Source organism: Caulobacter sp. HJHS_5 (assembly GCF_056683955.1).
The window spans coordinates 332,099-358,601 of sequence record NZ_JBWZNC010000004.1; the positions used below are offsets into that span (position 1 = coordinate 332,099).

At 69.8% G+C, this 26,503-nt stretch carries 25 protein-coding genes; 9 read left to right on the forward strand and 16 right to left on the reverse strand.

What is annotated here, in order from left to right:
• Positions 1-41: 41 nt before the first annotated feature.
• Complete coding sequence (locus ACFLIT_RS09955; RefSeq protein ID WP_479911065.1) at positions 42-296, reverse strand: hypothetical protein; 255 nt, start codon at positions 294-296, stop codon at positions 42-44.
• A 152-nt stretch (positions 297-448) separates the two neighbouring features.
• A complete protein-coding gene (locus tag ACFLIT_RS09960; RefSeq protein ID WP_479911066.1) occupies positions 449-1,093 on the reverse strand; it encodes a COQ9 family protein in 645 nt (214 codons plus the stop codon).
• Between the two features lie 175 nt (positions 1,094-1,268).
• Between ACFLIT_RS09960 and rpsU the strand changes: the two genes are divergently transcribed.
• Positions 1,269-1,505, forward strand: coding sequence for a 30S ribosomal protein S21 (rpsU, locus tag ACFLIT_RS09965; RefSeq protein ID WP_479911164.1), 237 nt, complete (start codon positions 1,269-1,271; stop codon positions 1,503-1,505).
• An 82-nt stretch (positions 1,506-1,587) separates the two neighbouring features.
• On the opposite strand, the gene ACFLIT_RS09970 is transcribed toward rpsU, so the two are convergent.
• The 7 genes from ACFLIT_RS09970 to ACFLIT_RS10000 all read right to left on the reverse strand — a co-directional run bounded on the left by ACFLIT_RS09970 (position 1,588) and on the right by ACFLIT_RS10000 (position 8,752).
• Positions 1,588-2,526, reverse strand: coding sequence for a M23 family metallopeptidase (locus ACFLIT_RS09970; protein ID WP_479911067.1), 939 nt, complete (start codon positions 2,524-2,526; stop codon positions 1,588-1,590).
• 208 nt (positions 2,527-2,734) lie between these two features.
• The gene (locus tag ACFLIT_RS09975; protein WP_479911068.1) at positions 2,735-4,150 is read right to left on the reverse strand and encodes an NAD(P)(+) transhydrogenase (Re/Si-specific) subunit beta; all 1,416 of its coding nucleotides are present in this window, start codon (positions 4,148-4,150) and stop codon (positions 2,735-2,737) included.
• 22 nt (positions 4,151-4,172) lie between these two features.
• Complete coding sequence (locus ACFLIT_RS09980; protein ID WP_479911069.1) at positions 4,173-4,493, reverse strand: proton-translocating transhydrogenase family protein; 321 nt, start codon at positions 4,491-4,493, stop codon at positions 4,173-4,175.
• 11 nt (positions 4,494-4,504) lie between these two features.
• Entirely contained in the window at positions 4,505-5,632 is a 1,128-nt protein-coding gene (locus tag ACFLIT_RS09985; protein WP_479911070.1) for a Re/Si-specific NAD(P)(+) transhydrogenase subunit alpha, read from the reverse strand.
• A 75-nt stretch (positions 5,633-5,707) separates the two neighbouring features.
• A complete protein-coding gene (locus tag ACFLIT_RS09990) occupies positions 5,708-5,938 on the reverse strand; it encodes an aa3-type cytochrome c oxidase subunit IV (protein ID WP_479911071.1) in 231 nt (76 codons plus the stop codon).
• A gap of 28 nt (positions 5,939-5,966) precedes the next feature.
• Complete coding sequence (locus tag ACFLIT_RS09995; RefSeq protein WP_479911072.1) at positions 5,967-6,959, reverse strand: glycosyltransferase family 9 protein; 993 nt, start codon at positions 6,957-6,959, stop codon at positions 5,967-5,969.
• Positions 6,959-8,752, reverse strand: coding sequence for a M3 family oligoendopeptidase (locus ACFLIT_RS10000; protein ID WP_479911073.1), 1,794 nt, complete (start codon positions 8,750-8,752; stop codon positions 6,959-6,961). Before ACFLIT_RS10000 ends, ACFLIT_RS09995 begins: the two co-directional genes overlap by 1 nt.
• A 91-nt stretch (positions 8,753-8,843) precedes the next feature.
• Here ACFLIT_RS10000 and ACFLIT_RS10005 point away from each other — a divergent pair, with 91 nt between their 5' ends.
• The 3 genes from ACFLIT_RS10005 (at position 8,844) to ACFLIT_RS10015 (ending at position 12,035) form a co-directional block, all read left to right on the forward strand.
• On the forward strand, positions 8,844-9,251 hold the full coding sequence (locus tag ACFLIT_RS10005) for an META domain-containing protein (protein WP_479911074.1): 408 nt from the start codon (positions 8,844-8,846) through the stop codon (positions 9,249-9,251).
• Positions 9,252-9,362: 111 nt separating this feature from the next.
• Positions 9,363-10,841, forward strand: coding sequence for a sigma-54-dependent transcriptional regulator (locus tag ACFLIT_RS10010; RefSeq protein WP_479911075.1), 1,479 nt, complete (start codon positions 9,363-9,365; stop codon positions 10,839-10,841).
• A gap of 27 nt (positions 10,842-10,868) precedes the next feature.
• Complete coding sequence (locus ACFLIT_RS10015) at positions 10,869-12,035, forward strand: cystathionine gamma-synthase (protein ID WP_479911076.1); 1,167 nt, start codon at positions 10,869-10,871, stop codon at positions 12,033-12,035.
• Between the two features lie 159 nt (positions 12,036-12,194).
• Here ACFLIT_RS10015 and ACFLIT_RS10020 read toward each other — a convergent pair whose 3' ends face one another.
• On the reverse strand, positions 12,195-13,169 hold the full coding sequence (locus tag ACFLIT_RS10020; RefSeq protein WP_479911077.1) for a mechanosensitive ion channel family protein: 975 nt from the start codon (positions 13,167-13,169) through the stop codon (positions 12,195-12,197).
• Between the two features lie 149 nt (positions 13,170-13,318).
• Here ACFLIT_RS10020 and ACFLIT_RS10025 point away from each other — a divergent pair, with 149 nt between their 5' ends.
• On the forward strand, positions 13,319-14,479 hold the full coding sequence (locus ACFLIT_RS10025; protein WP_479911078.1) for a DegT/DnrJ/EryC1/StrS family aminotransferase: 1,161 nt from the start codon (positions 13,319-13,321) through the stop codon (positions 14,477-14,479).
• Between the two features lie 138 nt (positions 14,480-14,617).
• Positions 14,618-15,400, forward strand: coding sequence for a site-2 protease family protein (locus ACFLIT_RS10030; RefSeq protein WP_479911079.1), 783 nt, complete (start codon positions 14,618-14,620; stop codon positions 15,398-15,400).
• Here ACFLIT_RS10030 and ACFLIT_RS10035 read toward each other — a convergent pair.
• Genes ACFLIT_RS10035 through ACFLIT_RS10045 form a run of 3 tightly spaced genes read right to left on the reverse strand, consistent with a single transcriptional unit; the run spans position 15,397 to position 18,339 of the window.
• Positions 15,397-17,001, reverse strand: a complete 1,605-nt coding sequence (locus tag ACFLIT_RS10035; protein ID WP_479911080.1) for a cisplatin damage response ATP-dependent DNA ligase — start codon at positions 16,999-17,001, stop codon at positions 15,397-15,399. The genes ACFLIT_RS10030 and ACFLIT_RS10035 overlap by 4 nt on opposite strands.
• Positions 17,002-17,019: 18 nt before the next feature.
• On the reverse strand, positions 17,020-17,271 hold the full coding sequence (locus ACFLIT_RS10040) for a hypothetical protein (RefSeq protein WP_479911081.1): 252 nt from the start codon (positions 17,269-17,271) through the stop codon (positions 17,020-17,022).
• A gap of 6 nt (positions 17,272-17,277) precedes the next feature.
• Entirely contained in the window at positions 17,278-18,339 is a 1,062-nt protein-coding gene (locus ACFLIT_RS10045; protein ID WP_479911082.1) for a ligase-associated DNA damage response exonuclease, read from the reverse strand.
• Between the two features lie 692 nt (positions 18,340-19,031).
• Here ACFLIT_RS10045 and rlmN point away from each other — a divergent pair.
• The 3 genes from rlmN to ACFLIT_RS10060 all read left to right on the forward strand — a co-directional run bounded on the left by rlmN (position 19,032) and on the right by ACFLIT_RS10060 (position 21,617).
• A complete protein-coding gene (gene rlmN / locus ACFLIT_RS10050; protein ID WP_479911083.1) occupies positions 19,032-20,228 on the forward strand; it encodes a dual-specificity RNA methyltransferase RlmN in 1,197 nt (398 codons plus the stop codon).
• A 64-nt stretch (positions 20,229-20,292) separates the two neighbouring features.
• Positions 20,293-20,721: a DUF350 domain-containing protein gene (locus tag ACFLIT_RS10055; protein ID WP_479911084.1), complete on the forward strand. Its 429-nt coding sequence runs from the start codon at positions 20,293-20,295 to the stop codon at positions 20,719-20,721.
• 62 nt (positions 20,722-20,783) lie between these two features.
• The gene (locus tag ACFLIT_RS10060; RefSeq protein WP_479911085.1) at positions 20,784-21,617 is read left to right on the forward strand and encodes a S1 family peptidase; all 834 of its coding nucleotides are present in this window, start codon (positions 20,784-20,786) and stop codon (positions 21,615-21,617) included.
• Here the strand turns inward: ACFLIT_RS10060 and ACFLIT_RS10065 are convergent, their stop codons facing one another.
• From ACFLIT_RS10065 to ACFLIT_RS10075, 3 genes are read right to left on the reverse strand one after another with little or no spacing between them, the layout of a single operon-like run.
• Positions 21,618-23,327, reverse strand: a complete 1,710-nt coding sequence (locus ACFLIT_RS10065) for an AmpG family muropeptide MFS transporter (RefSeq protein WP_479911086.1) — start codon at positions 23,325-23,327, stop codon at positions 21,618-21,620.
• Positions 23,328-23,343: 16 nt separating this feature from the next.
• Complete coding sequence (locus tag ACFLIT_RS10070) at positions 23,344-24,852, reverse strand: response regulator (protein ID WP_479911087.1); 1,509 nt, start codon at positions 24,850-24,852, stop codon at positions 23,344-23,346.
• Between the two features lie 43 nt (positions 24,853-24,895).
• Positions 24,896-26,446 carry a YifB family Mg chelatase-like AAA ATPase gene (locus ACFLIT_RS10075; protein WP_479911088.1) on the reverse strand — a complete coding sequence of 517 codons (1,551 nt, stop codon included), beginning with the start codon at positions 26,444-26,446 and terminating at the stop codon, positions 24,896-24,898.
• Positions 26,447-26,503 lie beyond the last annotated feature (57 nt).

Here is a 26,503-nt window from a genome sequence, read left to right on the forward strand (position 1 = left end):
TCGCATCGTCCGCCCGCGCGGGCGAGACGGCAAGCCTGACCTCAGGCGCGCCCCCGGGCGAGGCGACGATGGTCGCCGACCGCGTGGGCGCTCCAGGCGTCGTAGAATCGGCGGGTCAGTTCATCGGTCTCGAACATCACGCGCTTGAGGGCGGCGCCGGTGTCCAGATCGGGGTCGCTGCGCACCATGATGAAGGGAAAGCCGTTATCCGACAGGAAGCCCTGGATAAAGGTGCTGAGGCGCACGTCCTCGTCCGGCGTGGCGATGCGGATATCTGTCGAAGCGGCGTGATCCAAGGGCGGACCTCCCGAGACTGTAACCGAGACCTTAACGCCTCCTATCGCAAACGCGAAAGGGGATTTTGCAGTTGCGAGATGACCTGCAAGAATCGTGACGCTCTGCGTGCACAGTGCGCCAAAGCGTGTCTGGTTCAGTTTGAAACGACGGCCTAGCCGCCGAAACGCAGCCGGCCCAGGGCGCCGGCGAAGGTCTTGCCGATCTCCGAGGGCTTGGGCAAGCCGGCCTTCCACTTCTCGAAGGCCATGACGTTGTCGATCCGGGCGTCGAGGTGCTGGGTGGCGGCGGCGCGGCCCTGGGTCTGCTCGATGGCCAGGGCGGAGGCGAGGATGCCTGAGAGGATGGCCCGCTTGGAGTAGTGGTTCTCGTCGGTGGCGACATCGCCGGCCCAGCGCCAGATCAGGTCGGCGCCGGCCCAGGTCAGGCGGGCCGCCAGGGGCAGGTTGGGCGGCAGGGCCAGGAAGCCGGTGGCGCGGCGCGCGGCCTCGCCGTCGGCGGCGTGGGCGTCGAGCCAGGCCAGGACGCCGGCGCGAATCTTCTGGCGGATCTTGAGGCCCTTGGGATCGAGGGCGGCGAGCGCGGCGGCGGTGGTCGCGTTGTGGCGCTGGGACAGCAGGGCCGCCAGATCGCGCGGCCCATGCGGCAGCAGCAGCTCGGCGTCGGCCTTCGACAGACCGATACGCAGGGCGGCGCGATCGACCAACTCCTGCCCCCAACCGAGGGCGGAGGCGAGCGGAAGGGCGGCTTCGAGCAGGCGCTGCTCGGTTTCGTCGGCCCAGGACGCTGCGGTTTCCATGGCTCAGCGATATACCCGCAACAGGGCTTGTGAATAGGGCCTGTCGCGCATGGACAAGGCCGGCCGCCTCTGCTATCTGCCCGCCCTCAGTCCGACGGCCTCGGCCCCGGGCACGCAATAATTTTGTCCGGCAGCGTCATGAGCGGCGTCTGTCGGGGCCGATGGAGAGACCCCCCTGGTCCAGATTTTCGTCCGCGACAACAACGTCGATCAGGCGCTGAAGGCCCTGAAGAAGAAGATGCAGCGCGAAGGCAGCTTCCGCGAGATGAAGCGCCACGTGGCTTACGAAAAGCCCTCGGAGAAGCGCGCGCGTCAAAAGGCCGAGGCGGTCCGCCGCGCCCGCAAGCTGGCCCGCAAGCGCGCCCAGCGCGAGGGCCTGCTGCCGATGCCGAAGAAGCCGGCTTCGCGTTAAGCGACGTCCGATCTTTCGAGATTGAAAAAGGCCGCGCCGGCGATCCGGCGCGGCCTTTTTGTTTTGCCTTGGGGCGGCCCGGTCAGTCGGCCACGACGGGCGGCTGGGCAGGCGGCGCGGCGATAGAGGGGGCGGCCGCCTCGTCCGGAGGCTCGGGAGGCGCCTCCAGGGGGATGCCGCGGGCCGCGGCGGCGGCGGCCACGGCGGCGGGCGAAGGATCGCCCCTCGGCGGCAGAACGGCATGAACGCGGCCCTCGTTGCGGGCGCCGGCCGCCGCATCGCCATCCGGGGTTCTGGCGCCCTTCGCAGCCTTGGCCGGCATCATCCTGGCGAGGGTGGCGGGCGAGACGACCGCCAGGCGCACGCGGCGCGAGAAGCGGGCGGCGGCGCTGAGCGGCAGCTCGTCGGCGCTGGCGAAGGTCTTGCCCATGAACAGGGCCGGGTTGAGCGGCTTGCCTTCGCTGCGGATCTCGAAATGCAGGTGCTCGCCGGTGGAGCGGCCGGTGTTGCCGACAAGGCCGACCGCCTGACCGGCGGCCAGGGTCACGCCGGGCCTGACGCCCTTCCCGATCGATCCGAGGTGGCCGTAGAGCGACGTCAGCCCTTCGGCATGCTGCACCTCGACGAAGCGGCCATAGGTGCTGGAACTGCCGGCGCGCAGGACGACGCCCGCCAGGGTGGCCCCCACGGGCAAGCCCTCGGGCGCCGCGATGTCGACGCCTTCATGCATGCGGCCGCGCGGCTCCCAAGGCAGACGTCGCAGGCCGAACGGGGAGTTGATCTCGTATCCCGGGGTCGGCGCCTGGAACGCAAACGCCGGCGCGGCGATTTCAGTAAGAGGCCGCAAGACCGGCGTCGGGGCCGCCAGCATCGGCTGGTCGGCCAGGAAGCGCGGCCCGCCGGTGAGGATCGGATGCGCCAGGGCTTGCGACAGAGCCGAGGCGACGACGACGGCGCCGGCCAGCAGCATGAAGGATTGTCGGGCGCGCACGTCGTGCGTGGGCAGGCTCAGGCTGAGCAAACAGGACCTCGTAGGCTTTCGGCCCCAGCGTGATCGGCCCCGACGAGGTGAGACGGGCCGGCTGCGACACAGGTTCGTTAACCGCCAATGGCCCCGCAAAGCGGGCGAAAAGAGGGCCGTTAACGTGTCGCCGCCGTAGCATGGCACGAGTCATGCGCTTGAAAAGCTTGGCCATTCGGCCGGCGCCCGAAGACGCCGGCCGGATTGATCAGAGGGCCTTGATGATGCCTTCGACCATCTTCTTGGCGTCGGCGAACAACATCATGGTGTTGTCGCGGAAGAACAGTTCGTTCTCGACCCCGGCGTAGCCCGAGCCCATCGAGCGTTTGATGAACAGCACGGTGCGGGCCTTTTCGACGTCGAGGATCGGCATGCCGAAGATCGCGCTCGAGGGGTCGGTCTTGGCGGCCGGGTTGGTCACGTCGTTGGCGCCGATGACGAAGGCCACGTCGGCGGTCGAGAACTCGGAGTTGATGTCCTCCAGCTCGAACACCTCGTCGTAAGGCACGTTCGCCTCAGCGAGGAGCACGTTCATGTGGCCCGGCATGCGGCCGGCGACGGGGTGGATGGCGTACTTCACCTCCACGCCCTCTTCCTTCAGCTTGTCGGCCATTTCGCGCAGGGCGTGCTGGGCCTGGGCGACGGCCATGCCGTAGCCCGGGACGATGATGACCTTCGAGGCGTTCTTCATGATGAAGGCGGCGTCGTCGGCCGAGCCCTGCTTCACCGGGCGGGTCTCCTTGGCGCCGCCGGTCGCGGCGGTCGTGTCAGCGCCGAAGCCGCCGAGGATCACCGAGATGAAGCTGCGGTTCATCCCCTTGCACATGATGTAGCTGAGGATCGCGCCCGAGGAGCCGACGAGGGCGCCGGTGATGATCAGGGTGACGTTCTCGAGCGTGAAGCCCAGCGCCGCCGCCGCCCAGCCGGAGTAGCTGTTCAGCATCGAGACGACCACGGGCATGTCGGCCCCGCCGATCGGGATGATCAGGGTGATGCCGATGATCAGCGACAGCGCGAAGATGCCCCAGAACGCCCAGATCGCCTGGCCGCCCGACATCACCAGGATGACGATCAGGGCGACGATGCCGAGCGCGATCAGAATGTTGAGCAGGTGACGGGCGGGCAGCAGGATCGAGGCGCCGCTCATGTTGCCGTTGAGCTTGGCGAAGGCGATCACCGAGCCGGTGAAGGTGATGGCGCCGATGGCCAGACCCAGGCTCAGTTCGATGATGCTGTTGAGGTGGATATGACCGTCCTCGCCCAGGATGCCGTAGGCGGCCGGGGTGTAGATGGCGGCGACCGCCACCAGACAGGCGGCCATGCCGACCAGGCTGTGGAAGGCGGCCACGAGTTGCGGCATCGAGGTCATCGCCACCTTGCGGGCGATGAGCGCGCCGACGCCGCCGCCGACGGCGACGCCGACGACGATCAGGCCGAGGGTCACGGCGTCGAGCGCGCCCTGCCCGAGCAGGGTCAGCAGGGTCGTGCCGACCGCGATGACCATGCCGATGATGCCCATGGTATTGCCACGGCGGCTGGTCACGGGACTCGAGAGCCCGCGCAGCGCCAGGATGAACAGCACACCGGAGACGATGTAGGCGATAGCAGCCAGATTGGCGTTCATTGGAAGAGCCCCCGCGCCGCCGTTATTTCTGCTTTTTCTTGTACATGGCCAGCATCCGGGCCGTGACCAGGAAGCCGCCGAAGATATTCACCGCCGCAAAACCCGCAGCGACCGCACCGGCGATCTTCGAGGTCCAGATGCTGGGGGTGATCGCCTCGCCGGGGGCGCCGTGCGCCGCGGCCGCCAGCAGGGCGCCGACGATGATCACCGAGGAGATGGCGTTGGTGACGGCCATCAGCGGGGTGTGCAGGGCGGGCGTGACGCTCCACACCACATAGTAGCCGACGAAGATGGCGAGCACGAAGATCGCCAGTCGGAACACGGTCGGGTCGACAGCTTCCATATCTATCGCTCCTACTGAAGGGCCGGATGGACGACAGCGCCGTCCTTGGCCACGACGGCGGCCTTGAGGATCTCGTCGTCCCAGTCAGGGGTCAGAGCCCCTTCCTTGACCAGGAGCGCGGCGAGATTGACGAGATTGCGCGAGTAGAGGGCCGAGGCGTCGGCGGCCACGGCGCTGGGCAGGTTGGTGAAGCCGATGATCTTCACGCCGCCTTCGGTGACGACCGTCTGATCCGGCTTGGCGCCGGCGACGTTGCCGCCCTGCTCCACGGCCAGATCGATCAGCACGCTGCCCGGCTTCATCGAGGCGACCTGCTCGGCGGTGACCAGCACCGGCGCGGGACGACCCGGGATCAGGGCGGTGGTGACGACGATGTCCTGCTTGGCGATGTGCGTCGACATCAGCGCCGCCTGCTTCTCGCGGTATTCGGCGCTCATTTCCTTGGCGTAGCCGCCGGCGGTCTGGGCCTGTTTGAACTCCTCGTCCTCGACGGCCAGGAACTTGGCGCCGAGGCTTTCGACCTGTTCCTTGGTGGCGGGACGGACGTCGGTGGCGGTGACGACCGCGCCAAGACGGCGGGCGGTGGCGATGGCCTGCAGGCCGGCGACGCCCACCCCCATGATGAAGATCTTGGCGGCGGCGACGGTGCCGGCGGCGGTCATCATCATCGGCAGGGCGCGGCCGTACGCCTCGGCGCCCTCGATCACGGCGCGATAGCCGGCGAGGTTGGCCTGCGACGACAGGCTGTCCATCGACTGGGCGCGGGTGATGCGCGGGATGAACTCCATGGCGATGGCGTCCACGCCCTGGGCGGCCAGCGCGGCGATGGCCGCCTTCTCGCGATAGGGCGCGAGTTGGGCGACCAGCAGCGCGCCCTTCTTCAGCAGCTTGGCTTCCTCAGGCCCCGGGCCGCGCACCATGACGGCGAGGTCGGCCTTGGACAGGGCGTCCTTGGCGGTCTTGGCGATGGTCGCGCCGGCCGCGGCGTAGTCGGCGTCCGGATACGAGGAGGCGAGGCCGGCGCCGGCCTCCACCACCACGGTAAGCCCCATGGCGGCGAGCTTCTTGACGCTCTCAGGCGTGGCCGCCACGCGGCTTTCGCCCGGCGCTCGCTCACGAATGACAGCGACGACGGCCATGATTCCCCCGGAATCCGTTAGATTGACTGCTGTATACAGCCCTCCGACTTGGTTAGCGGAGGGCGCCTGAAAGCACTAGTGCGCGGCGGACTTTTTTTCGCGCAGAACCAAAATCCCGATCACCAACACGACAAGGCCGCTGATCAGGCCGCCGAGGAAGCCGGCCTTGGTGCAGAACCAAAGCGTGGCCATCAGCAGCGCCACGACCATGGCCAGCGAGCCCCACTTGGTCATCTTGATGAACCCGTGGAAGGTGGATTCCTGCTCCTGGATGTCCATTTCGCCGCGGTGATAATCGGAAGCCATGCTCGCCTCGCCCTAAGTCACGGTTCGATTAGCGAGGCTCGGCTGAGCGCGCAAGCGCTTCGTCCCCGATGAGACGCGATGCGGCGGCCAAAACCGCCTCCACGGCCACACCTTTCATGCCGTCCGACGGCGTTTCCGGCGTGATCGCGGTAAGCCATTGCGAATAGTCGAGCGCCTGGCTGGGACCGAACAGGCCGATAGTCGGGCGCTGCAGCGACGCCGCCATGTTCATCGGGCCGGAGTCGACCCCGATGAAGAGATCCGCCGCCGCCATCAGATGGGCGGCGGCGTCGAGTTTGAAGGCGCTGACGTCGATCTGCCCCGGCTTCAACAAACCCGCCACCGCTTCGGCGCGCTCGGGATCGCCGAGCCAGAAGACCGTGCCGCCGAGCCGCGACTTCAGGGCCTGGGCGAGGGCGGCGAACCGGTCGAGCGGCCACAGGCGGTCGGGATCGGTGGTTCCGACGCCGAACACCACCCAGGGACGCGGCAGGTCGGCGAAGGCGGTGATGGCGTCCGCGCCGGTGCGCGGCAATGGCAGGAGCGGTTCTCGGCTGACGACCGGCAGCCCGTGCGCCGTCTCGAAAGCGGCGAGCTTGGCGATGCGGTGGTCGGGTTGCATGGCCTTCGGCAGCTTGGGGCCGGTCAGCACCCACGCCTGCTCGTGGCCGAGGCCGAAGCCCGGGCGCTCGGGCACGCCGGCCAGGAACGCGCCGAGGGGGCCGGGCCAAGTCTTCTCCAGCGTCCAGAGCGCGCGCGGGCGATACCGGCGGCACAGGCGATAGAGCTCGCGCGCCTCGGCGAGCCGCCGCCAGGTCCCCTTCTGATTGATGACGTAGACGATCTCGGAGACGCTCGGCTCGGCGCTGAGCAAATCCTTGGCGCGAGTGCTCGGCCGGGTGATCAGCACCACCGGGCCGCCGGCCTGTTCGGCGATGCCGCGGATCGTCGGCAGATGCCACATCAGGTCGCCCACCCCCCGGTCGGGGGCGAAAACCAGGGTCGGCGCCGCCAGCTCCATCAATCGACGAGCGCTTCGAACTGGTCGACCAGACGCTCCAGCCGGGCGCAGCCCGCGGCCCAGAACGCCTTCTCCCGCGCGTCGAGCCCGAAGGGGGCCAGGGCCTCGACATAGGTCTGGGCCCCGCCGCCGGCGAGCAGGGCCTGGTATTTCGGGGTGAAGCCCGCCGGATCCTCGCGCCGCTTCTCCATCAGGGCCTCGACCAGCAGATTCCCGAAGGCGTAGGCGTAGACATAGAAGGGCGAGTGCACGAAGTGGCCGACATAGGCCCAGTAGTATTCGTAGCCGGGGTTCAGCTTCACGGCCGGGCCGAGGCTCTCGGCCATCACCTCGCGCCAGAGGCCGCCGATCTGGTCGGCCGACAGCTCGCCGGCCTGACGGGCCGCGTGGAAGCGGGCCTCGAAACGGTGGAAGGCGATCTGGCGGACGACGGTATTCAGCCCGTCCTCGATCTTCCCCGCCAGAAGCGCGCGACGGTCGGCCGGTGTCGCTTCGGCCAGCAGCCGTTCGAACACCAGGCCTTCGCCGAAGATCGAGGCGGTCTCGGCCAGGGTCAGGGGCGTATCGGCGAGCAGGGTGCCGAGCGGCGCCGCCAGGGTCTGGTGCACGGCGTGGCCCAGTTCGTGGGCCAGGGTCAGCACATCGCGCCGCTCGCCCATGAAGTTGAGGAAGACGTAGGGGTGGCGGTCGGCGGTGACCGGGTGAGAATAGGCGCCCGACTGCTTGCCGGGGCGCGGCCGCGCGTCGATCCAGCCCTGGGTAAAGAAGCCCCGCGCCGTCTCCGCGAAAGCGGGCGACAGGGCCTCGAAACTGTCCAGCACCATGCTCTTGGCTTCGTCCCAGCCGTAGAGGCGCGGCGAGGCGGCGTCGAGCGGGGCGTTGCGGTCCCAGTAGTCGAGAGACCGGCGGCGCATGACCTTGGCCTTGAGCGCGTAGTAGCGGTGCGACAGACGCGGATAGGCCTCGACGACCGCGGCCTCCATGGCCTCGACAGCGGCGGCGTCGACCTCGTTGGCGAGGTGGCGGGCCTGGGCCGGGGTCTCGTACTTGCGCCAGCGATCCTCGACCTGCTTCTCGAAAGCCAGGGTGTTGAGGCAGAGGCCTAGGACCGACGCGCGCTCCTCCAGCGCCTTGGCCAGCCCTTGCGCGGCGCCCTTGCGGCGGCCGACCTCGGAGTCGGAGAGGCGGTGAAGGGCGTCCGGCAGGGTCAGCGTCTCGCGGCCGACCTTGACGGTCAGCCGGGCGAGGGTCTCGTCATAGAGCCGGCTCCAGTTGGCGGTGGCCGGGGCGCGATCGACGATCATCCGCTCGGCCTCGGCCGACAGCTCATGCGGCCGCGAAAGGCGCACGCGGCGCAGCCAGGGCGACCAGCGCCGCGCGGCGGGATGGGCGTCGAGGGCGGCGGCGATCTCGCCGTCTTCCAACTGGTTGAGCTCCAGGGTGAAGAACAGGCTCTCGGCCCCGATTTGGGAAGCGCGGGCCCGCAGATCGGCCTCGAACTTGGCCCAGGCCGCGTCGTCGCGCGCCGTCGAGGCCGCGAGGGAGGCGTAGGCGCCGACGCCCCACAGCTTGTTGAGCGCCAGCTCATAGAGCTCGACGCCCCGGTCGATCCGCTCGCCGAGAGTCTTCGGCTCGGCGCGGGCCGAGACGAAGCGGCCCTCCAGCGCCTTCAGCTCGGCGTTGAAGGCGACGGCGGAGGCAAGGTCGGTCTCGATGCGGGGATCGTCGCGGCCGACATAGAGATCGTCGAGCCGCCACTCAGGCAGGGTGTCGGGCTTGAAGGGCGCGTTCATGGCCTTGGCGATATGGACCCGCGGCGGTGAGGCGACAAGCGCCCGCCGCGCCGCTATCCAGCGGAAGCAGCCGGGCGGAAAGGAAAGGACCGTGCGCCGTTTCCTCGTCCTCGCGACCTTCCTGGCGGCCTTCGCGGGCCTGGCCTTCCTCGGCCTCTCGACCTTCGGCTTCGCCGCCGACTGGCGCGTGGCGTCGCCGACCCTGGCCCCGAACCCGACCTATCTGACCTTCCGCAAGGGCGACTACCGTGTGGAGGCGGCCTGCGGCCGGCTGGAAGGCCGCTATCGGCGGCGCCTGCGTCCCGCCGGAGAGATCACGATGACGCGTCCAGTGGGCAGCGCCGCCTGTGACAAGCCGCTGGCGCAATTGAGAACCGCCCTGCCGCGAGCGACCCGCTATCGCCTGCACGATCAGCAGTTGCTTCTCACCCTGGCCGACGGGCGCACCCTGGTGCTGGTGCGGGCCGACGACGATCTCCCCGATCGACCGCCCCGTTAACTCCCGACTCACGTCTCCGAAACCGCGCCTTTACCCCCCGGCTGTATTGAAGCGGGACAACGAGCGCGCCCAACCGCGGCGCGACCGACAGAATTTCGGTGAGCTTACGAGATGACCAAGACCGTTCTCGTCGTCGACGACGATCCCACCCAGCGCCGCCTGATCCAGTCGGTTCTGGAGCGTGATGGGTTCGCCGTGGCGCATGCCGAGAACGGCGACCTGGCCATCCAGCGCCTGGTCGCCGGCCAGCCCGCCGACGTGATCCTGCTCGATCTCGTCATGCCCGGCATCAGCGGCCAGGACGCCCTGAAGGAGATGCGCGCGCGGGGCTTCACCCAGCCGGTGATCGTGCTGACCGCCTCGGGCGGGGTCGACACCGTGGTCAAGGCGATGCAGGCCGGGGCCTGCGACTTCTTCGTCAAGCCCGCCTCGCCCGAGCGCATCATCGTCTCGATCCGCAACGCCCTGTCGATGGGCGACCTGAAGGGCGAGGTCGATCGCCTGAAGAAGCAGGTCTCCGGTCGCACCACCTTCGGCGACCTGATCGGCGACGGCCCGGCCATGACCCTGGTCAAGCGCCTGGGCGAACGGGCGGCCAAGTCCTCGATCCCGATCCTGATCACCGGGGAAAGCGGCGTCGGCAAGGAGCTGATCGCCCGCGCGGTGCACGGCTCGTCCGACCGCGCCGGCAAGCCGTTCGTGGCGGTGAACTGCGGGGCGATCCCCGAGAACCTCGTGGAATCGATCCTGTTCGGCCACGAAAAGGGCAGCTTCACCGGCGCCTCGGACAAGCATCTGGGCAAGTTCCAGGAGGCCAACGGCGGCACCCTGTTCCTCGACGAAGTCGGCGAACTGCCGCTCGACATCCAGGTGAAGCTGCTGCGCGCCCTGCAGGAGGGCGAGGTCGATCCGATCGGCGCCAAGCGGGCCGTGAAGGTGGACGTGCGCATCGTTTCCGCCACCAACCGCGACCTGGCCCAGGCCGCCGCCGCCGGCGCCTTCCGCGAGGACCTCTACTACCGCCTCAACGTCTTCCCCATCGAGGCGCCGAGCCTGCGTGAGCGCAAGGAAGACATCCCCGCCCTGATCGACGCCTTCATCCGCCGCTTCAATGTGGAAGAGGGCAAGCGCGTGGTCGGCGTCTCGTCGGACACCATGGCCCACCTTGTCGCCTTCGACTGGCCCGGCAATGTCCGTCAGCTGGAGAACGCGGTCTATCGCGCCATCGTGCTGGCCGACGCGCCCTACCTGGCTCCGCACGACTTCCCGGCGATCTCGGGCGTGAAGGTCGCGCCCGCCGCCGTCGAGGTTCCGGAGATGATCGGCGAGGCCGCCGCCCCGACCATCTCGATCCCCGCCGCCCGCGAGCTGCAGGCCGCCCTGCCCCAGGACACCCCGGTGCGGGTGCTGGACGGCCGCGGCCATCTGCGCACGCTGGAAGACATCGAACGCGACCTGATCCAGCTGGCCATCGAGATCTACGCGGGTCACATGAGCGAGGTGGCCCGTCGCCTCGGCATCGGCCGCTCGACCCTCTATCGCAAGGTTCGCGAGCAAGGCCTGGAAGACCAGATCAAGCAGGTCGGCTAAGCTGACGCCTCCTTTCGGAGGCTCAGCATGTCAGATCGCACGAACCGCCTGGCCTTCGCCACGCGCGCCATCCACGGCGGCCAGAGCCACGATCCGACGACGGGCGCGGTGATGACGCCGATCTACGCCACCTCGACCTTTGCCCAGGACAGCCCGGGCGTGCACAAGGGCTTCGAGTACGCCCGCAGCCAGAATCCGACTCGCTTCGCCTTCGAGCGCTGCGTGGCCGATCTGGAGAGCGGCGCGGCGGCCTTCGCGGCCTCGTCCGGCCTGTCGTCCATCGCCACCGTGCTGGAACTGCTGAAAAGCGGCGACCACGTGATCGCCACCGACGACATCTATGGCGGCTCGTTCCGACTGTTCGAGCGCGTGCGGCGGCAGTCGGCGGGCCTGGACTTCAGCTTCGTCGACCTTTCCGATACCGCCGCCATCGAGGCGGCGATCAGGCCGAACACCCGGATGATCTGGGTCGAGACGCCCACCAATCCCATGCTGAAGCTGGTCGACCTGGCGGCCGTCGCCGGGATCGCCAAGCGGCGCGGCCTGATCAGCGTGGCCGACAACACCTTCGCCAGCCCTTATGTCCAGAGGCCGCTGGAGTTCGGCATCGACATCGTCGTCCACTCGGTGACGAAGTACCTGAACGGCCATTCGGACATGGTCGGCGGCGTGATCGTGGTCGGCGGCGACGCCGAGCTCGCGACGCAGCTGAAGTTCCTGCAGAACGCGACAGGCGCGATCCTTTCGCCGTTCGACAGCTTCCTGGCCCTGCGCGGCCTTAAGACCCTGCCCCTGCGGATGCAGCGCCATTGCGACAGCGCCCTGGCGATCGCCCGCTGGCTGGAGGCGCGGCCGGACGTGCGGCGCGTGATCTACCCCGGCCTCGCAAGCCACCCGCAGCACGACCTCGCCCAGCGCCAAATGACCGGCGGCTTCGGGGGCGTTATCAGCGTCGACTTCGACATGGATCTGGCCGGCGCCCGCCGATTCCTGGAGCGGACGCAGCTGTTCACCCTGGCCGAGAGCCTGGGCGGGGTCGAAAGCCTGATCGAGCATCCGGCGATCATGACCCACGCCTCCATCCCGGCCGAGCAGCGGGCGGCGCTGGGCATCTCCGACAGCTTCGTGCGGCTGTCGGTCGGCATCGAGGACACGGACGACCTGATCGCCGATCTGGAGCAGGCGCTGCGCTGACCCCCTTCCCCCTCGAAGGGGGAAGGGTCGGGGATGGGGGTGCTGGCAATGACTTGCCGGGCACGCTCAACAGGCCGAGCCCTCCGCGCCCGCTCGGCTGCTCAGCGGCTACACCCCCACCCCTGCCCCTCCCCCTTCGAGGGGGAGGGAACGGCTTTTCTAGCCGCCCTTCGCCTCCGGGTTCAGCTTCTGCTCGAGCTTTTCGTCGTGCCGGTGGTGCAGCTTCAGGCCGAGCCTCAAACGGCGACGCTCAGCCCGTTCGGCCGGCTTCGGGCGCGGCGTCGGCGGGGTGAGCGGCGGCAGTTCGGCGTCCGGATGGGTGGCCAGGACGTGGGCGGCGCGGATGATGTCGGACTTCAGGGCGCCCTCGTCCTCGCGGACGGTCCAGACGCGCACGGCCAGCTCGATATTGTCGTGCGCCTGGCTGACAACCTCGAACAGCGGCGGCGGCTGCTTGCGCACGCGAGGGTCGCCGGCGATACGCGCCCTCAGGCCGGCGATCACCATCTCGGCGTCGACGGCGAAGGGCAGCTTGAACACCGCGTCGGCCCGCCGTTTGGGGTACTGGCTGTAATTGACGATGACGTCGCCGAAGACCTTCGAGTTCGGCACGATGAGTCGCAGGTTCTCCGGGGTCGCCAGTTCGGTGACGAAGAGGTCGAGGGAGCGGACCGTGCCCTTGCGGGTGGAAGTCTCGATGAAGTCGCCGACGCGGTAGGGCCGGAAAATCAAGATCATCACCCCCGCCGCCACGTTGGACAGCGCGCCCTGCAGGGCGAGGCCGACCGCCAGGGAGGCGGCGCCGAGCACGGCGAGGATGGAGGTGGCCTGAACGCCCAGCTTCTGCAGCACCGCCACGCCGCCGACGATGACGATGACATAGCGCGCCAGGGAGCCGAGGAAGCTCTGCAGGGTGGTGTCGACATCGCGCCCGCGATGCAGGCGCCCGACCGCCAGGCGCACCAGCCTGGAGACCCAGCCGGCCGCCCAGAAGGTGACGATCAGGATGACGACGGCGACACAGAGGTTCACCGCCAGGTCGCCGGCCGCGTCGACGAACTTGGTGACCACGCCGTGATCGTAGCGAAGATTGGAGAGCAGCCGTTCGTCGGCCGCCTTGGTCAGGTCCTGCATGTCGTTTCGATGTCTCGCGCCGCCCGCGGGGTCAACGGGGGCGGTGCAGTGAAGTTCCTCGAACGAGGTTCGCACGAAGCTCTTGGCGAAACAGCCCGTTACAGGGTTTGTCTCGAATTCGGCCCCGACACGCATTAAGGCGCGCGCCCATGAGCATGATCCCGTTTATCGACCTCGCCGCCCAGCAGGCCCGCATCAAGGACCGCATCGACGCGGCGATCCAGAAGGTGCTGGCGCACGGCGGCTATGTGATGGGCCAGGAGGTCCGCGATTTCGAGGCCAGGCTGGCGGAGTTCGGCCAGGCCAAGCTTTCGCTGAGCTGCGCCAACGGCACCGACGCCATCGTCCTGCCGCTGATGGCCTGGGGCGTCGGCAAGGGCGACGCGGTGTTCTGCCCGTCCTTCACCTTCACGGCCACCGCCGAGGTGATCCCGTGGACCGAGGCCGAGCCGGTGTTCATCGACATCCTGCCCGACACCTACAACATGGACCCGGCCCACCTGGAGGCCGCCATCAAGGCCGTGCGGGCCGAGGGCCGGCTGACGCCGAAGGTGGTGATCGCGGTCGACCTGTTCGGCCAGCCCGCCGACTACCCGGCCATCAAGGCCATCTGCGAACGCGAGGGCCTGCGCCTGATCGCCGACAGCGCCCAGGGCTTCGGCTGCACCCTGAACGGCAAGCATCCCATCGCCTGGGCGGACGCGGCCACCACCAGCTTCTTCCCGGCCAAGCCGCTGGGTTGCTACGGCGACGGCGGGGCCGTGCTGACCCACGACGAGACCGACTGGCAGATCATGGACAGCTTCCGGGTGCACGGCAAAGCCGTGGCGCCGGACCTGAAGGGCGAGGTGTTCGCCTATGACCCGCGCTATCTCAACGCCCGCATCGGCATGAACTCGCGGCTGGACACGATCCAGGCCGCCATCCTGCTGGAGAAGCTGGCGATCTTCGCCGAGGAGATCGAACTGCGGCAGGTGGTGGCCCAGCGCTACGCGGACGGGCTGAAGGGCGTGATCGCCACCCCGAAGGTGATCGACGGCGGCGTCTCCGTCTGGGCGCAATACGTCATCGAGCACGAGGCGCGCGACGCCCTGGCCGCCCACCTGAAGACCCAGGGCGTGCCGAGCGCCGTCTACTATCCCGTGCCGCTGCACCTGCAGGCGCCCTACGCCAGGTTCGGCCGGGGCCCCGGCGGCCTGCCGGTGTCCGAGGCCAAGGCCGGCGTGGTCATCGCCCTGCCGATGCACCCCTATCTGGACGAGGCGACGCAGGCGCGGGTGATCGACGCGGTGAACGGCTTCAACGGGTAAACGCGATCCCTCTGGAGGGGCAGAGGTGAGGATGATTTCTGAGGTTCAGCCCACCGCCCCCCGCAAGTTGACCCGCCGTATCACCCCCATCCCTGCCCTTCCCCCATCAAGGGGGAAGGGTTCATAGCCGGGCAAGCCATGACCGCCGAGATCGTTCGTCCCGAGGCGCCGCGTCCGGGCCTCAGCCGCAACGGCCTGATCCTGATCGGCGTCACCCTGGCGCTCGGCGCCGTGCTGGCGGCGGTTCCGGCCGCGCCGCGCGTCTTCGTCTTCCTGTTCGTGATCAGCGCCTGGGTGCTGAGCGTCGCGGTCCATGAGTTCTGCCATGCCCTCGCCGCCTGGCGCGCGGGCGACCACTCCGTCAACGAGCGCGGCTACCTCGCCTTCGATCCGCTGAAATACGCCGACATCGGCACCAGCATCGTGCTGCCGGTCCTGATCCTGGCTCTCGGCGGCATCGGCTTTCCGGGCGGCGCCGTCTATCTGCGCGACGACCTGATGCGGACGCGGGCGGGCCGCGCCTTCGCCTCCCTGGCCGGGCCGCTCGGCACCCTCGCCTGCCTGGTCGCCCTGGCGGTCGGGTTTCATTTCGCCATGGCGTTCGGTTTCCGCCAGTTCGGCGCGGCGCTCGCGTTCCTGGCCTTCCTGCAGGCGACGGCCCTGTTCATCAACCTGCTGCCGATCCCGGGCCTCGACGGCTTCGGCGTGATCCGCCCCTATCTGCCGGCCGGCGCCCAGCCGCTGGTCAATAAGGCCGGCGCGCTCGTCGGGGTGGCGCTCCTACTGCTGGTGATGTTCGTCCCCGGCGTTTCCGACACGATCTTCGCCGTCGGCCTCGCCCTCACCGACCTCGCCTTCGTCCCGCGCATCGCCATCGCCGCCGGCTACCAGGGCTTCACCTTCTGGCAGGCGTTCAACTAGTCCAGCATCCGCTCCAGCGTGGCCAACTCGTCGGCCTCGCGGGCCGGCTTGTCCCAGCGGATGCGGCTGATGCGAGGGAAGCGCATGGCGACGCCGCTCTTGTGGCGGGTCGAGCGCTGCAGGCCTTCGAAGGCGACTTCCAGAACCAGGCCGAAGTCATGGTTGGCCCGCACCGAGCGCACGGGGCCGAAGCGCTCCAGCGTGTTGTCGCGCACGAACTTGTCGAGCTGCTTCAGCTCCTCGTCGGTGAAGCCGAAGTAGGCCTTGCCCACGGGGGTCAATGACCGGTCGCCGTTGGCGTCCTCCCGCCAAACGCCGAAGGTGTAGTCGGAATAGAAGCTCGAGCGCTTGCCGTGGCCGCGCTGAGCGTACATCAGCACCGCGTCGATCAGGTGGGGGTCGCGCTTCCACTTGAACCACGGGCCTTTCGGGCGGCCGGGCTCGTAGACGCTGTCCCACCGCTTGAGCATCAGCCCCTCGGCGAGCCGCGGATCGCCCGCCGGCGGTCCGGCGCGCAGGGCGGCGAGCTCGGCCCAGGTTTCGAACGGCTGCAGGGCCGAGAGGTCAATGCGGGGGCTAGCGGCGGCGGCCACGAAGGCCTCCAGGCGCTTGCGCCGCTCGGCGAACGGCAGTCCGCGCAGGTCGGTCTCGCCGTCGAGCAGCAGGTCGTAGGCGCGAATGCCGACGGGATAGGCCGACAGCATCTTTGCATCCACGGTCTTGCGGTTCAGCCGCTGCTGCAGGTCTCCGAAACTGGCCAGCGCGCCGTCGCGGATGACGACCAGTTCGCCATCGAGCGCGCCTTCGAAGGTCATGGCCTCCAACACGTCGGGGAATGTCCCCGAGATGTCGTCGCCGGTGCGGGTGTAGAGCCGCCGCTGGCCGCGCTCGCTGACCGCCTGGATGCGGATGCCGTCCCATTTCCACTCGGCGGCGTAGGACGCGGGGTCGAGCCTGGCGAAGTCGACGGCCTCGTCGATGGCCTGGGCCAGCATCACCGGTCGGAAGCGGCCCGGCGCGTCCGGCGACGGCCGTTCGGCGCGGCCTTCCAGCCAGGCGAAGAGGTCGCCGTAGGGTGGCTTCACCGCGTGCCACACCTCCTCGATCTCGCCGATCGGCACGCCCCCGAGATCGGCGCAGGCCTGTTTGGCCAGGCGGCTGGAGACCCCGACGCGCAGGCCGCCGGTCATCAGCTTGAGCAGGGCCCAGCGGCCGTCCGGATCGAGGGCGTCGAGCCAGGTTTCGATCAGGCGCTGCACCTCGGCACGGCTGGCCGAATGCAGGGCGTCGACGACTTCGGACAGTTCGGGCTCTCGATTGGCGCCCGGGCGCGCGGGCCAGACCAGGGCGACGGTCTCGGCCAGGTCGCCGACGTAGTCGTAGGACCAACGGAACAGGACGGCGTCCATCCGTTCCTCGACGGCCTTGCGGATGAAGGCCGGCTTGGCGGCGTTGAAGCGGAGGTCGCCGGTCAGCGCCGCCAGCGCCCAGCCGCGATCCGGATCCGGCGTCGTCGCCAGATGGTCGCGGATCAGGGTCAGCTTGGCGTTGCGCGAAGCGGTCAGCGAAAGCCGGTCGAGCAGGTGGGCGAAGGCGCGCATCTGGCTCGACTATAGCGGTTAGTGACCGCCTTCGCCGATCATCCCGCCTTCGCGTTCGTCGGCGCGGTCGCCGTTGATCGACTCGATGCTCAGCGAGGGATCGGCCTCGCGTTCGGGCTTGGAGTCGCCCTCGACGCCGCCGGGGGTGATCGGGCTGTCGGGGCTGGGCGGGCCGCCCTCGTCTGCGCCGCCGCCGGGAAAGGGCGCGACGCCGGCGTCGGGCGCGCCGGTGCGGGGATCACGGTCGGGGGGCGTGCGAGGATCATCCATGCCGGTTCAATCCGCCGGAGCCGCAAGGGGTTCCGATGGCGGTTCCGGCTCCCAGTCCTCTTCCTCCTCGTCTTCGTAGCCGACCAGGGCCAGGGCCTTCGCGGGCAGGCCGCGCAGTTCGCACCAGCGCAGCAGGGCCTCCTCGCGGCCGTGGGTGATCCACACCTCGCCCGGGGCCAGCTCGTCGAGCGTCATGGTCAGCTCGTCCCAGTCGGCGTGGTCGGAAAGGATCAGCGGCAGTTCGACGCCCTTCTGCCGGGCGCGGGCCCGCACCCGCATCCAGCCCGAGGCGAAGGCGGCGACCGGCTCGGGGAAGCGGCGGCTCCAACGGTCCAGCAAGGCGCTCGGCGGGGCGACGATGATCTCGCCGGCGAAGGCGTCCTTGTTGCGGGCGACGGTGGCGGGGGCGAGCGGGCCGAGGTCGACGCCATGGGCCTGGTAGAGGCGGTTCAGCCGCTCCAAGGCGCCGTGGACATAGATGGTGCGATCCGAACCAGCCTCGCGCAGCAGCTTGATCACCCGCTGGGCCTTGCCGAGCGCATAGGCCCCGACGATGTGGCTGCGCTCGGGAAACTGGGCGACCGACTTCAGAAGCTTGGCGATCTCCTCGCCGTCGGGCGGGTGACGAAACACCGGCAAGCCGAAGGTGGCCTCGGTGATGAAGACATCGCAGGGCACGGGCTCGAAGGCCAGGCAGGTCGGATCGCGCCGCCGTTTGTAGTCGCCCGAGACCACCATGGTCAGGCCCTTCCAGCGCACCACCGCCTGGGCCGAGCCGAGCACGTGGCCGGCCGGGACGAGGCTGACCTCCACCCCGTCGCGCGTGACGCTCTCGCCATAGGCCAGCGGTTGGCGGCGGCCGGCGAAGTCCAGGCCATAACGCTCGCCCATGATCGCCAGGGTCTCGGGGGTGGCGGTGACGACGCCGTGGCCGGCGCGGGCGTGGTCGGCGTGGCCATGGGTGACCACCGCCCGGTCCACCGGCCGCACGGGGTCGATGTAGAAGTCGCCGGGCGGGCAATAGAGGCCGGCGGGCCGGGGGCAGAGCAGGTCTTGCGGCTTCAGCATGCCGGCTTAACGCGCCGGCGCCGGGATCGGGTTGTCAACATCGCGACGGCTTCGGAGCCATGACCGACGACCGCATCTGTCGCGACGATTACATGGGCGTAATTTTGTGACCCGACCGACACTTCCTTAAATCGAGGTCATGACCGAGACGTAACGAGCTTTCTGTACTTCGCGGGACTACATCCTTGCTCATCGGACACGGCGACGTGGCCACCACAATCGCCCAAGCGGCTTGCAAGGATGAATACCATGACCCGGCTTTCGAACCTCTCGACGTTCGCCACCCTGACCCTCGGCCTGCTGCCGATGATCGCCCTCGTGATCGTCCCGAACCTGTCGGCCGCCGTCGGCCTCTGAGTTCGCGCGTGATCCCCGTTGTCGAGCGACCGGCTCCCCACCCCGCCGGTTCGCCAACTTGAGCCCCGGCCCCTCGCGGACCGGGGCTTTTTCTGGTCGGCGCGGCCGCAGCCAACCCGCTTTCCTCGGCCTTGTGCCGAGGACCCCTGTGTCCGCCAGCGCTGAGGTCGCTGGAATCGCTCAGCATCGCCGCCAAGAGGGGCCCTCGGCACAAGGCCGAGGGAGGCGGGAGATTGGAGATGGCGAGAAGAGCGCGCGAACCGTCGCATCCTCTCGGTTTGGGGCCGAGGCCCCTTATCTGCTAAGGGCTTGTCTTTAGACCGGACGCCAGCGCCTTGAACGTCACCCTCGATCTTTCCCGTTCGCCCTCGACGCCTCTGGCCCCGCCACGCGTGAACCTGTCGGGCCTGACGCGGACCGGGCTGGCGAGCGCCCTGGTCGAGGCCGGCCTTGTCGAACAGAAGCAGGCGCGGATGCGGGCCGGCCAGATCTGGGGCTGGATCCACAACTACGGCGTCACCGACTTCGGCCAGATGAGCAATGTGGCCAAGGATTTGCGCGGCAGGCTGGACGAGACGTTCACGCTCGCGCGCCCTGAGATCGTCGAGCGCCAGGTTTCGAAGGACGGCACCCGCAAGTACCTGCTGCGCACCGCGCCGGGCATCGAGATCGAGAGCGTCTACATCCCCGACGTCGGCCGCTCGGGGGCGCTGTGCGTCTCCAGCCAGGTGGGCTGCACGCTGAACTGCACCTTCTGCCACACCGGCACCCAGCCCCTGGTGCGCAACCTCACCGCCGCCGAGATCGTGGCCCAGGTGCAGGTCTGCCGCGACGACCTCGGGGAATGGCCCTCGGACCGGCCGGACCGCCTGCTGTCGAACATCGTGTTCATGGGCATGGGCGAGCCGCTCTACAACTTGAACAACGTCTCCGACGCCATCGACATCATCTCCGACGGCGAAGGCATCGGCCTGTCGCGCCGGCGGATCACCGTCTCGACCAGCGGCGTCGTCCCGGAGCTGACCAATCTCGGCGACCGCACCCAGGCGATGCTGGCGATCAGCCTCCACGCCACCAACGACGAGTTGCGCGACACCCTGGTGCCGCTGAACAAGAAGTATCCCATCGAGCAATTGATGGCGGGTATCCGCGCCTATCCGGGCCTGAGCAACGCCCGGCGGGTGACCTTCGAATATGTGATGCTGAAGGGCGTCAACGACAGCCCGGCCGAGGCCCGCGCCCTGGTGCAGCTGCTCAAGGGCATCCCGGCGAAGATCAACCTGATCCCGTTCAACCCCTGGCCGGGCAGCCCCTACGAGTGCTCGAGCTGGAGCACGATCGAGACCTTCGCGGCCATCCTCAACAAGGCCGGCTATGCGAGCCCGATCCGCACCCCCCGCGGGCGGGACATCCTGGCCGCCTGCGGCCAGCTGAAAAGCGAGAGCGAGAAGCTGCGCGCCAGCGCCCGTCGCAAGCTCGCGATCGAGCCGACCCTGGAGCCCGGGCCGGCCGACGCCGCCGTGGACGGCTGAGGCCTCGCGCCCGGCCCCGCGGCCGTGCTAACCCTCGCCTAGTCCTTTCGTCATTCCAGCGCTCATGCCGTCGCAACTGCAGTCGCCCGAAGTCCAGGCCTTCGCCACCGGCTTTCCGGTCACCCTGCTGCATGCGGCGGTGACCCTGACGGTGCTGATCCTCGGCACGGTGGTCTACGCCTTCCTCACGCCTCACAAGGAGGTGCAGCTGATCCGCGAGGGCAACTCGGCCGCCTCCCTGTCGCTGGGCGGGGTGATGGTGGGCCTGGCCATTCCGCTGGCGGTGTCGCTCAGCGCCTCGACCTCGGTGATCGAGATCGTGATCTGGGGCTGCGCCACCGTGGCGGTGCAGCTGCTGGTCTTCCGGATCATGGACATGCTGCTGAAGGGCCTGCCCCAGCGCATCCAGGACGGTGAGGTTTCGGCGGCGGTGATGCTGGTCGGGGCGAAACTGGCGACGGCCCTGATCGTCGCGGCGGCGGTCTCCGGCTAGCCATGCGACAGGCGAAAGTGGAAGCCGGTTTCGCCGCCCGTCGCATGGCCGAAGGGTAAGTCATGCATTTTCCCAGGCTTCCGGACTGGGCGATCTATTCGGCGGTAGTGGCGGCCCTGCTGATCGCCGCCATCGGCCGGCGGGAGAGCGCCGACGCCCCCGCCCCTCCTCCGCCGACGCCGGGTGAGGAGGGCGTGCCGTTGGGCCCCGCCTCGCCGTTCGATCCGCAGGTGGTGGTCGAGGTGGCGGGAGAGGTTCGCCCCTCCACCGGCACGGCCTTCTCGGTGGGCGACGACGGCGCCTGGATGACGGCGCGGCACGTGGTCGACGGTTGTCCCTCGGCCGCCATCGTTGTGGCCGATGGGCGCGGGGTGCAGGCGCGGGTGCGGGTCGATCCGCGCGGCGACGCGGCGGTGCTGACCACCGAGGGCGGGTCGCCGGCCCTACCGCTGGCGCTCTCCGCGCCGCTGCGCCGGGGCGACCGCGCCTTCCACCCCGGCTTCCCGCAAGGCCATCCGGGCGAGGCGACCTCGCGCCTGCTGGGCCGCGAGACCCTGGTCGTGCATGGGCGCGGCGCGCGGTCCGAGCCGGTGCTGGTCTGGGCCGAGGTCGGCCGCACCGACAGCCTGAAGGGGACACTCGCCGGGCTTTCCGGCGCCCCGGCGCTGGACGCCGCCGGGCGGGTGATCGGGGTCACCGTCGCCGAGGCCCCGCGCCGAGGCCGCATCTACACCACCGCCCCCGAGACCATGGCCGAGGCCCTCGCCGCCAGCGGCCGCCGCGGCCCCAGCGCCCTGCCGACCGGCGAACCGATCACCACCGACAACTACGGCCGCGTCGCCGACGGCCTGCGCCGCGACCTGCGGGTGGCGCAGGTGGTGTGCCTGCTGGCCTGATCAGCCCTCGGCCGTCGCCGGGTCGGGATTCGGCGGTTGGCGCGCGGCGACGATGAAGCTGAGCACGACGCCGGCGATGCCGATCACGGCCGAGTAGAAGAAGAAGGTGACGTAGCCGGCCCCCATGGCGGCGGGGGCGACGCCGATCTTCGCGCCGGCGGTGAGGCTCTCGGCGGGCAGGCCGGCGAACATCGGCTTGAACAGGGCGGCGGGACCGCCGGCCTCGGCCGACTTGGCGGCGGCCTCGACGATGCGGCCCGACTGGCTGGCGATGATCTTGCCCGGCAGGGCGTAGAGCGAGCTGAACAGGGCGTATTGGGTGGCCGTGAAGCCGGAGCCCGTGAGGCTGGACATGTAGGCGATCAGGGTGGTGCCGGAGACGCCGCCCAACGCGTTGTCGACGCCGATGGCGACATAGAGCGCCGGCACGCTGTGGCCCTGGGCCGCCAGCCAGGCGAACACCAGATTGCTGAGCGGGCCGGCGAAGGCGCCGATGACCAGGGTGCGCATCAGGCCGAGTTGGCCGACCATCCAGCCGCCGAGGGCCACACCGCCCATGGAGGCGGCGACGCCGAACACCTTCCGCACCTCGGCGATCTCGGGCTTGGTGAAGCCGAGGTCGAGATAGAAGGGGTTCATGATGTTGAGCACGAAGTCGGAGACCCGGTAGACGCAGATCAGCGCCAGGATCAGGCCGGCCGCGCCGGCGTAGCGCCGAAAGAAATCCCGCAACGGATCGCCCAGCGCCGCGCCGAGATAGACCCCCGGCCGCGTGCGACGCCCCGGAGCCGGCAGGGCGGCGAGGACGATCAGGGCGCCGCCCGCCAGCACGCCGGCCAGTTGCACGAAGATCGACCAGTCCTGCCCCTTCCAGGCGCCCGCAAGGGCTTCGCCCGAGCCCGCCTGACCCAGGGCGGCGAGCAGGTTGGAGATCACCGACGCGTCGCCCGCCAGGCCCGATCCCAGGATCAGGGCGCCGGCCACGATCAGCAGGCCGCGCACGATCCATTCGATGGTCTCGCGGCCGGGACTGGCGACGACGCCCTCGGCGTGGATCGGCCGCAGGCGGTGCTCCGTCTCGCGCGGGGCGAAGATCACGCTGATCACGCCGATCAGCATCATGGCGGCCATGACGGCGTAGGCGACGTTCCAGTTGTAGGCGGTGGCCAGCAGCAGGGGGATGGCTCCGGAGATGATCATCGAACCGCGATAGCCCCAGGCGTTGGCGGCCGCCGTGGCGCCGAGTTCCTCACGCTCGGAGACCTCGATGCGCCAGGCGTCGATGACGATGTCCTGCGTGGCCGAAACGAAGCCGACGAACACCGCGAAGGCGGCCATCAGGCCAAGATTGGTCATCGGGTTGACGCTGGAGATCAGCCATAGGCCGAGCATCACCAGCGCCTGGGTGACCAGCATCCACGAGCGGCGGTGGCCGAGGAGCCGGGTCAGGCCCGGCACGGCGGTGCGGTCGATCAGCGGCGCCCAGAGGAACTTGAAGCTGTAGGACAGGGTGGCGAGGCTGAAGAAGCCGATCACCTCCAGCGACAGGCCCGCCTCCCGCAGCCAGGCCGAGAGGGTGTCGAACACCAGCATGAACGGCAGGCCGGAGCTGAAACCGAGCCCGAGGATGCACAGCGACTTGCGGTTGGCGAAAGCCTTGAGGCCGGCGAGGCCGCCGCGCTTGGGCGCCTTCGCCTCGGTCTGCGTCATCGTGGTCCCCTGAGTCTCAGGAGGCGACCTTGGCCTTCCGAGCGGGCCGCGTCCAGCGGATGAGGACCGAGCGCAGGGCGTCGGGCGTCAAGGGCTTGACCAGGAAGTCGTTCATGCCGGCCGCCAGGCAGGCGCGGCGGTCGTCGTCGAAGGCGTCGGCGGTCAGGGCGACGACGGGCGTTCGCACGCCGCGCGTCCGCAGGGCGCGGGTGGCGTCGACGCCGTTCAGCCCCGGCATGCGCACGTCCATCAGGACGAGGTCGTAGACCTGGGCCGAGAGGGCGGCGAGCGCCTCCTCCCCGCTGCCGGCGCGGTCGACCTTCGCGCCTTCACGCTCAAGCAGGGTGCGGGCCAGCAGGGCGTTGATCGGGTTGTCCTCGGCCAGCAGCACGCGGACGCCGCGCGCCGAGGCGTCCGCGACGCGGTCGTCGTCCTTGGCCGGCGCGGCGGACGCGGCGATCGGCTCCGAGAGGGCGTGGCGCACTTGTTCGGCCAGGGAGGCGCGGCGCAGGGGCTTGATCAGATAGCCGGCGAACCCGGTCGCGCGCCGGCGGGCGATCTGGCCGCGTTCCTCCGGCTTCAGCAGAACGATGGCCCGGCGGCCGGCCGGCGCGCGGAGGGGGCGGCCCCTGCCGGCGAGGGCCTGGTCGATCAGCAGCACGGCCTCGGCCGGGGCCTGGGCGACAGCCTCCTCGAGCGAGGCGAAGACGAGGGCCCGGCCGCCGCTCGCCGCCACCTGGCGAGCCGCCGCGCGGCGGACGACGACGCTGGGCGAGGCGATGGCGACGGTGAGGTCCGCCAGCGACCGGTCGCCGCCGCGCGGGGCCGGCAGGGCGGCTTCGAGCCAGAACGCCGCGCCGCCGACCTCGCCGTCCCAGGTCGCGTCGCCGACGCCCACGGCGCCGTTCATGGCCTCGGCGAGACGCGAGACGATGGCGAGGCCGAGGCCGGCGCCGCCGTGCTTCCAGTCCTCACTGGGATTGGCCTGTTCGAACGGCATGAAGATGCGTTCGCGGGCTTCCGCCGCCACGCCCGGACCGGTGTCGCACACCGAGAAGCGGACGCGGCCGCCCTTGGCCCTGTCGCAGGCGAGCAGCAGGCCGCCGGTCTGGGCGTATTTCACGGCGTTGCCCGCGAAGTTGAGCAGCACCTGGCGCAGGCGCGCTTCGTCGCCGACGATCTCGCGGATGCCCGGCTCGACCGTCCAGGCGATCTCCAGGCCCTTCTCGTGAGCGCGCGGGCTCATCAGCTCGGCCACCTGGCGCAGCAGATCCTCGGCGGCGAACGGAGCGGGATGCACCTCGATGCGGCCCTCGCCGAGGCGGGCGAAATCCAGCACGTCGTTAACGAGCCCCAGCAAGTGCTCGCCGCTGTCGCGCAGGGCGGAGACATAGGACCGCTGTTCGGCTGTCAGTCGCGTGCCGTCCAGCAGGCGCGCCATGCCCAGCACGCCGTTGAGCGGCGTGCGGAACTCGTGGCTCAGGGTAGCCAGTTGGGCGGCGGTGACGGAGCGTTCGCGCGACATGGCGGTAAGCTTACCGGCCGGGGCTTAAGAGACGGTCAAACGCCTACCAGCCGGTCAGGGAGCCTTCTCCGAAGCCGGCTTCGGCGCCGACCACCGTGCGCCGGTAGGCCAGGGCCTCGGCGATATGAAGGCGGCGGACAGCGTCGGAGCCTTCCAGGTCGGCTATGGTGCGGGCCAGGCGCAGGGTGCGGGCCCAGCCGCGAGCCGAGAGACCGCCGGCCTCCGCGGCGCGGGTCAGCAGGGCGCGGCCGGCGTCGTCGAGCGCCGCGATGGTTTCAAGGAAGCCGCCGTCGGCGCGGGCGTTGATCATCGGCGCGCCCTCGACGCCGATGGTGCGCTCGGCCTGAGCCCCACGGGCCATGGCGACGCGGCGGGCGGCCTCGGCCGTGCCCTCCTGAGGCGGCGGCAGGGCGAGATCGGCGGCGGTGACCGGCGGCACGTCGACGGCGAGATCGATGCGGTCCATCAGCGGGCCGGACACCCGCCCCTGATAGTCGCGCTGGCAGCGGGGCGCCTTGCCGCAGGCGCCCTTGCCCGAACCGCCGTGGCCGCAGCGGCAAGGGTTCATCGCCGCCACCAGCTGCACGCGGGCCGGATAGCGCACATGGGCGGCGGCGCGGGCGACCGTCACCTCGCCGGTCTCCAGCGGCGCGCGCAGGCTGTCGAGGGCCTGGGGGCTGAATTCCGGCAGTTCGTCGAGGAACAGCACGCCGTTGTGGGCCAACGACACCTCGCCGGGCTTGGCGCGCGGGCCGCCGCCGGTGAGCGCCGCCATGGTGGCCGAATGGTGCGGACTGCGGAACGGGCGGGCGCGGGTCAGCGCGCCCTTGGCGATCAGACCCGCCACCGAATGGACCATCGAGGTCTCCAGCAGCTCCTGAGCCGACAGCGGCGGCAGAAGGCCGGGCAGGCGTTGCGCCAGCATCGACTTGCCGGAGCCCGGGGGGCCGCAGAACAGCAGGTTGTGACCGCCGGCCGCGGCGATCTCCAGCGCGCGCTTGGCCGCCTCCTGGCCTTTGACGTCGCGCATGTCCGGGCCGCCCGTGGCTTCCAGAAGCTGGCCCGGCTTCGGATGACCCATGATCTGGGTCCCGCGAAAATGATTGATCAGGGCGATCAGCGAGGCCGGCGCCAGGATCGGCGCCTCGCCCGCCCAGGCCGCCTCCGGCCCGCAGGACTCGGGGCAGATCAGGCCGAGCCCCATGGCCCCCGCCGCCACGGCGGCCGGCAGACAACCGGCCACAGGCATGATGCGGCCGTCGAGCGCCAGTTCGCCCACCGCGGCCCAGCCGTCGAGCGCGCCGGCCGGGATGATGCCCATGCCCACCATCACCGCCAGGGCGATCGGCAAATCGTAGTGGCTGCCTTCCTTCGGCAGGTCGGCCGGACCGAGGCTGGCGACGATGCGCTTGGCCGGCAAGGCGAGACCGAGGCCGGTAAAGGCGGCGCGCACGCGCTCGCGGCTCTCGGCCACCGCCTTGTCGGCGAGACCGACGACGACGAACTGCACCTGGCCGCCGGTGAACTGCACCTCGACCTCGACGCGACGCGCCTCGACCCCTTCGAACGCGACCGTGACGACGCGCGCGACCATGAAATAAGCCTCCCGCCAGCCCTTGTTAAAGCCCGCACTTATCCACAAGCCGAGCAC

Excerpts from the sequence above, each read along its gene's own strand:
- ACFLIT_RS10000 (WP_479911073.1), bottom strand. The coding sequence starts at position 8,752 with ATGAACGCGCCCTTCAAGCCCGACACCCTGCCTGAGTGGCGGCTCGAC.
- ACFLIT_RS10030 (WP_479911079.1), top strand. The coding sequence starts at position 14,618 with ATGACCGCCGAGATCGTTCGTCCCGAGGCGCCGCGTCCGGGCCTCAGC.
- ACFLIT_RS09960 (WP_479911066.1), bottom strand. The coding sequence starts at position 1,093 with ATGGAAACCGCAGCGTCCTGGGCCGACGAAACCGAGCAGCGCCTGCTC.
- ACFLIT_RS10035 (WP_479911080.1), bottom strand. The coding sequence starts at position 17,001 with ATGCGCGCCTTCGCCCACCTGCTCGACCGGCTTTCGCTGACCGCTTCG.
- ACFLIT_RS10045 (WP_479911082.1), bottom strand. The coding sequence starts at position 18,339 with ATGCTGAAGCCGCAAGACCTGCTCTGCCCCCGGCCCGCCGGCCTCTAT.
- ACFLIT_RS10025 (WP_479911078.1), top strand. The coding sequence starts at position 13,319 with ATGAGCATGATCCCGTTTATCGACCTCGCCGCCCAGCAGGCCCGCATC.
- ACFLIT_RS10010 (WP_479911075.1), top strand. The coding sequence starts at position 9,363 with ATGACCAAGACCGTTCTCGTCGTCGACGACGATCCCACCCAGCGCCGC.
- ACFLIT_RS10015 (WP_479911076.1), top strand. The coding sequence starts at position 10,869 with ATGTCAGATCGCACGAACCGCCTGGCCTTCGCCACGCGCGCCATCCAC.
- ACFLIT_RS09980 (WP_479911069.1), bottom strand. The coding sequence starts at position 4,493 with ATGGAAGCTGTCGACCCGACCGTGTTCCGACTGGCGATCTTCGTGCTC.
- ACFLIT_RS10070 (WP_479911087.1), bottom strand. The coding sequence starts at position 24,852 with ATGTCGCGCGAACGCTCCGTCACCGCCGCCCAACTGGCTACCCTGAGC.
- ACFLIT_RS10060 (WP_479911085.1), top strand. The coding sequence starts at position 20,784 with ATGCATTTTCCCAGGCTTCCGGACTGGGCGATCTATTCGGCGGTAGTG.
- ACFLIT_RS10065 (WP_479911086.1), bottom strand. The coding sequence starts at position 23,327 with ATGACGCAGACCGAGGCGAAGGCGCCCAAGCGCGGCGGCCTCGCCGGC.
- ACFLIT_RS09995 (WP_479911072.1), bottom strand. The coding sequence starts at position 6,959 with ATGGAGCTGGCGGCGCCGACCCTGGTTTTCGCCCCCGACCGGGGGGTG.
- ACFLIT_RS09985 (WP_479911070.1), bottom strand. The coding sequence starts at position 5,632 with ATGGCCGTCGTCGCTGTCATTCGTGAGCGAGCGCCGGGCGAAAGCCGC.
- ACFLIT_RS09975 (WP_479911068.1), bottom strand. The coding sequence starts at position 4,150 with ATGAACGCCAATCTGGCTGCTATCGCCTACATCGTCTCCGGTGTGCTG.
- ACFLIT_RS10040 (WP_479911081.1), bottom strand. The coding sequence starts at position 17,271 with ATGGATGATCCTCGCACGCCCCCCGACCGTGATCCCCGCACCGGCGCG.
- ACFLIT_RS10075 (WP_479911088.1), bottom strand. The coding sequence starts at position 26,446 with ATGGTCGCGCGCGTCGTCACGGTCGCGTTCGAAGGGGTCGAGGCGCGT.
- ACFLIT_RS10055 (WP_479911084.1), top strand. The coding sequence starts at position 20,293 with ATGCCGTCGCAACTGCAGTCGCCCGAAGTCCAGGCCTTCGCCACCGGC.
- ACFLIT_RS10020 (WP_479911077.1), bottom strand. The coding sequence starts at position 13,169 with ATGCAGGACCTGACCAAGGCGGCCGACGAACGGCTGCTCTCCAATCTT.
- ACFLIT_RS09990 (WP_479911071.1), bottom strand. The coding sequence starts at position 5,938 with ATGGCTTCCGATTATCACCGCGGCGAAATGGACATCCAGGAGCAGGAA.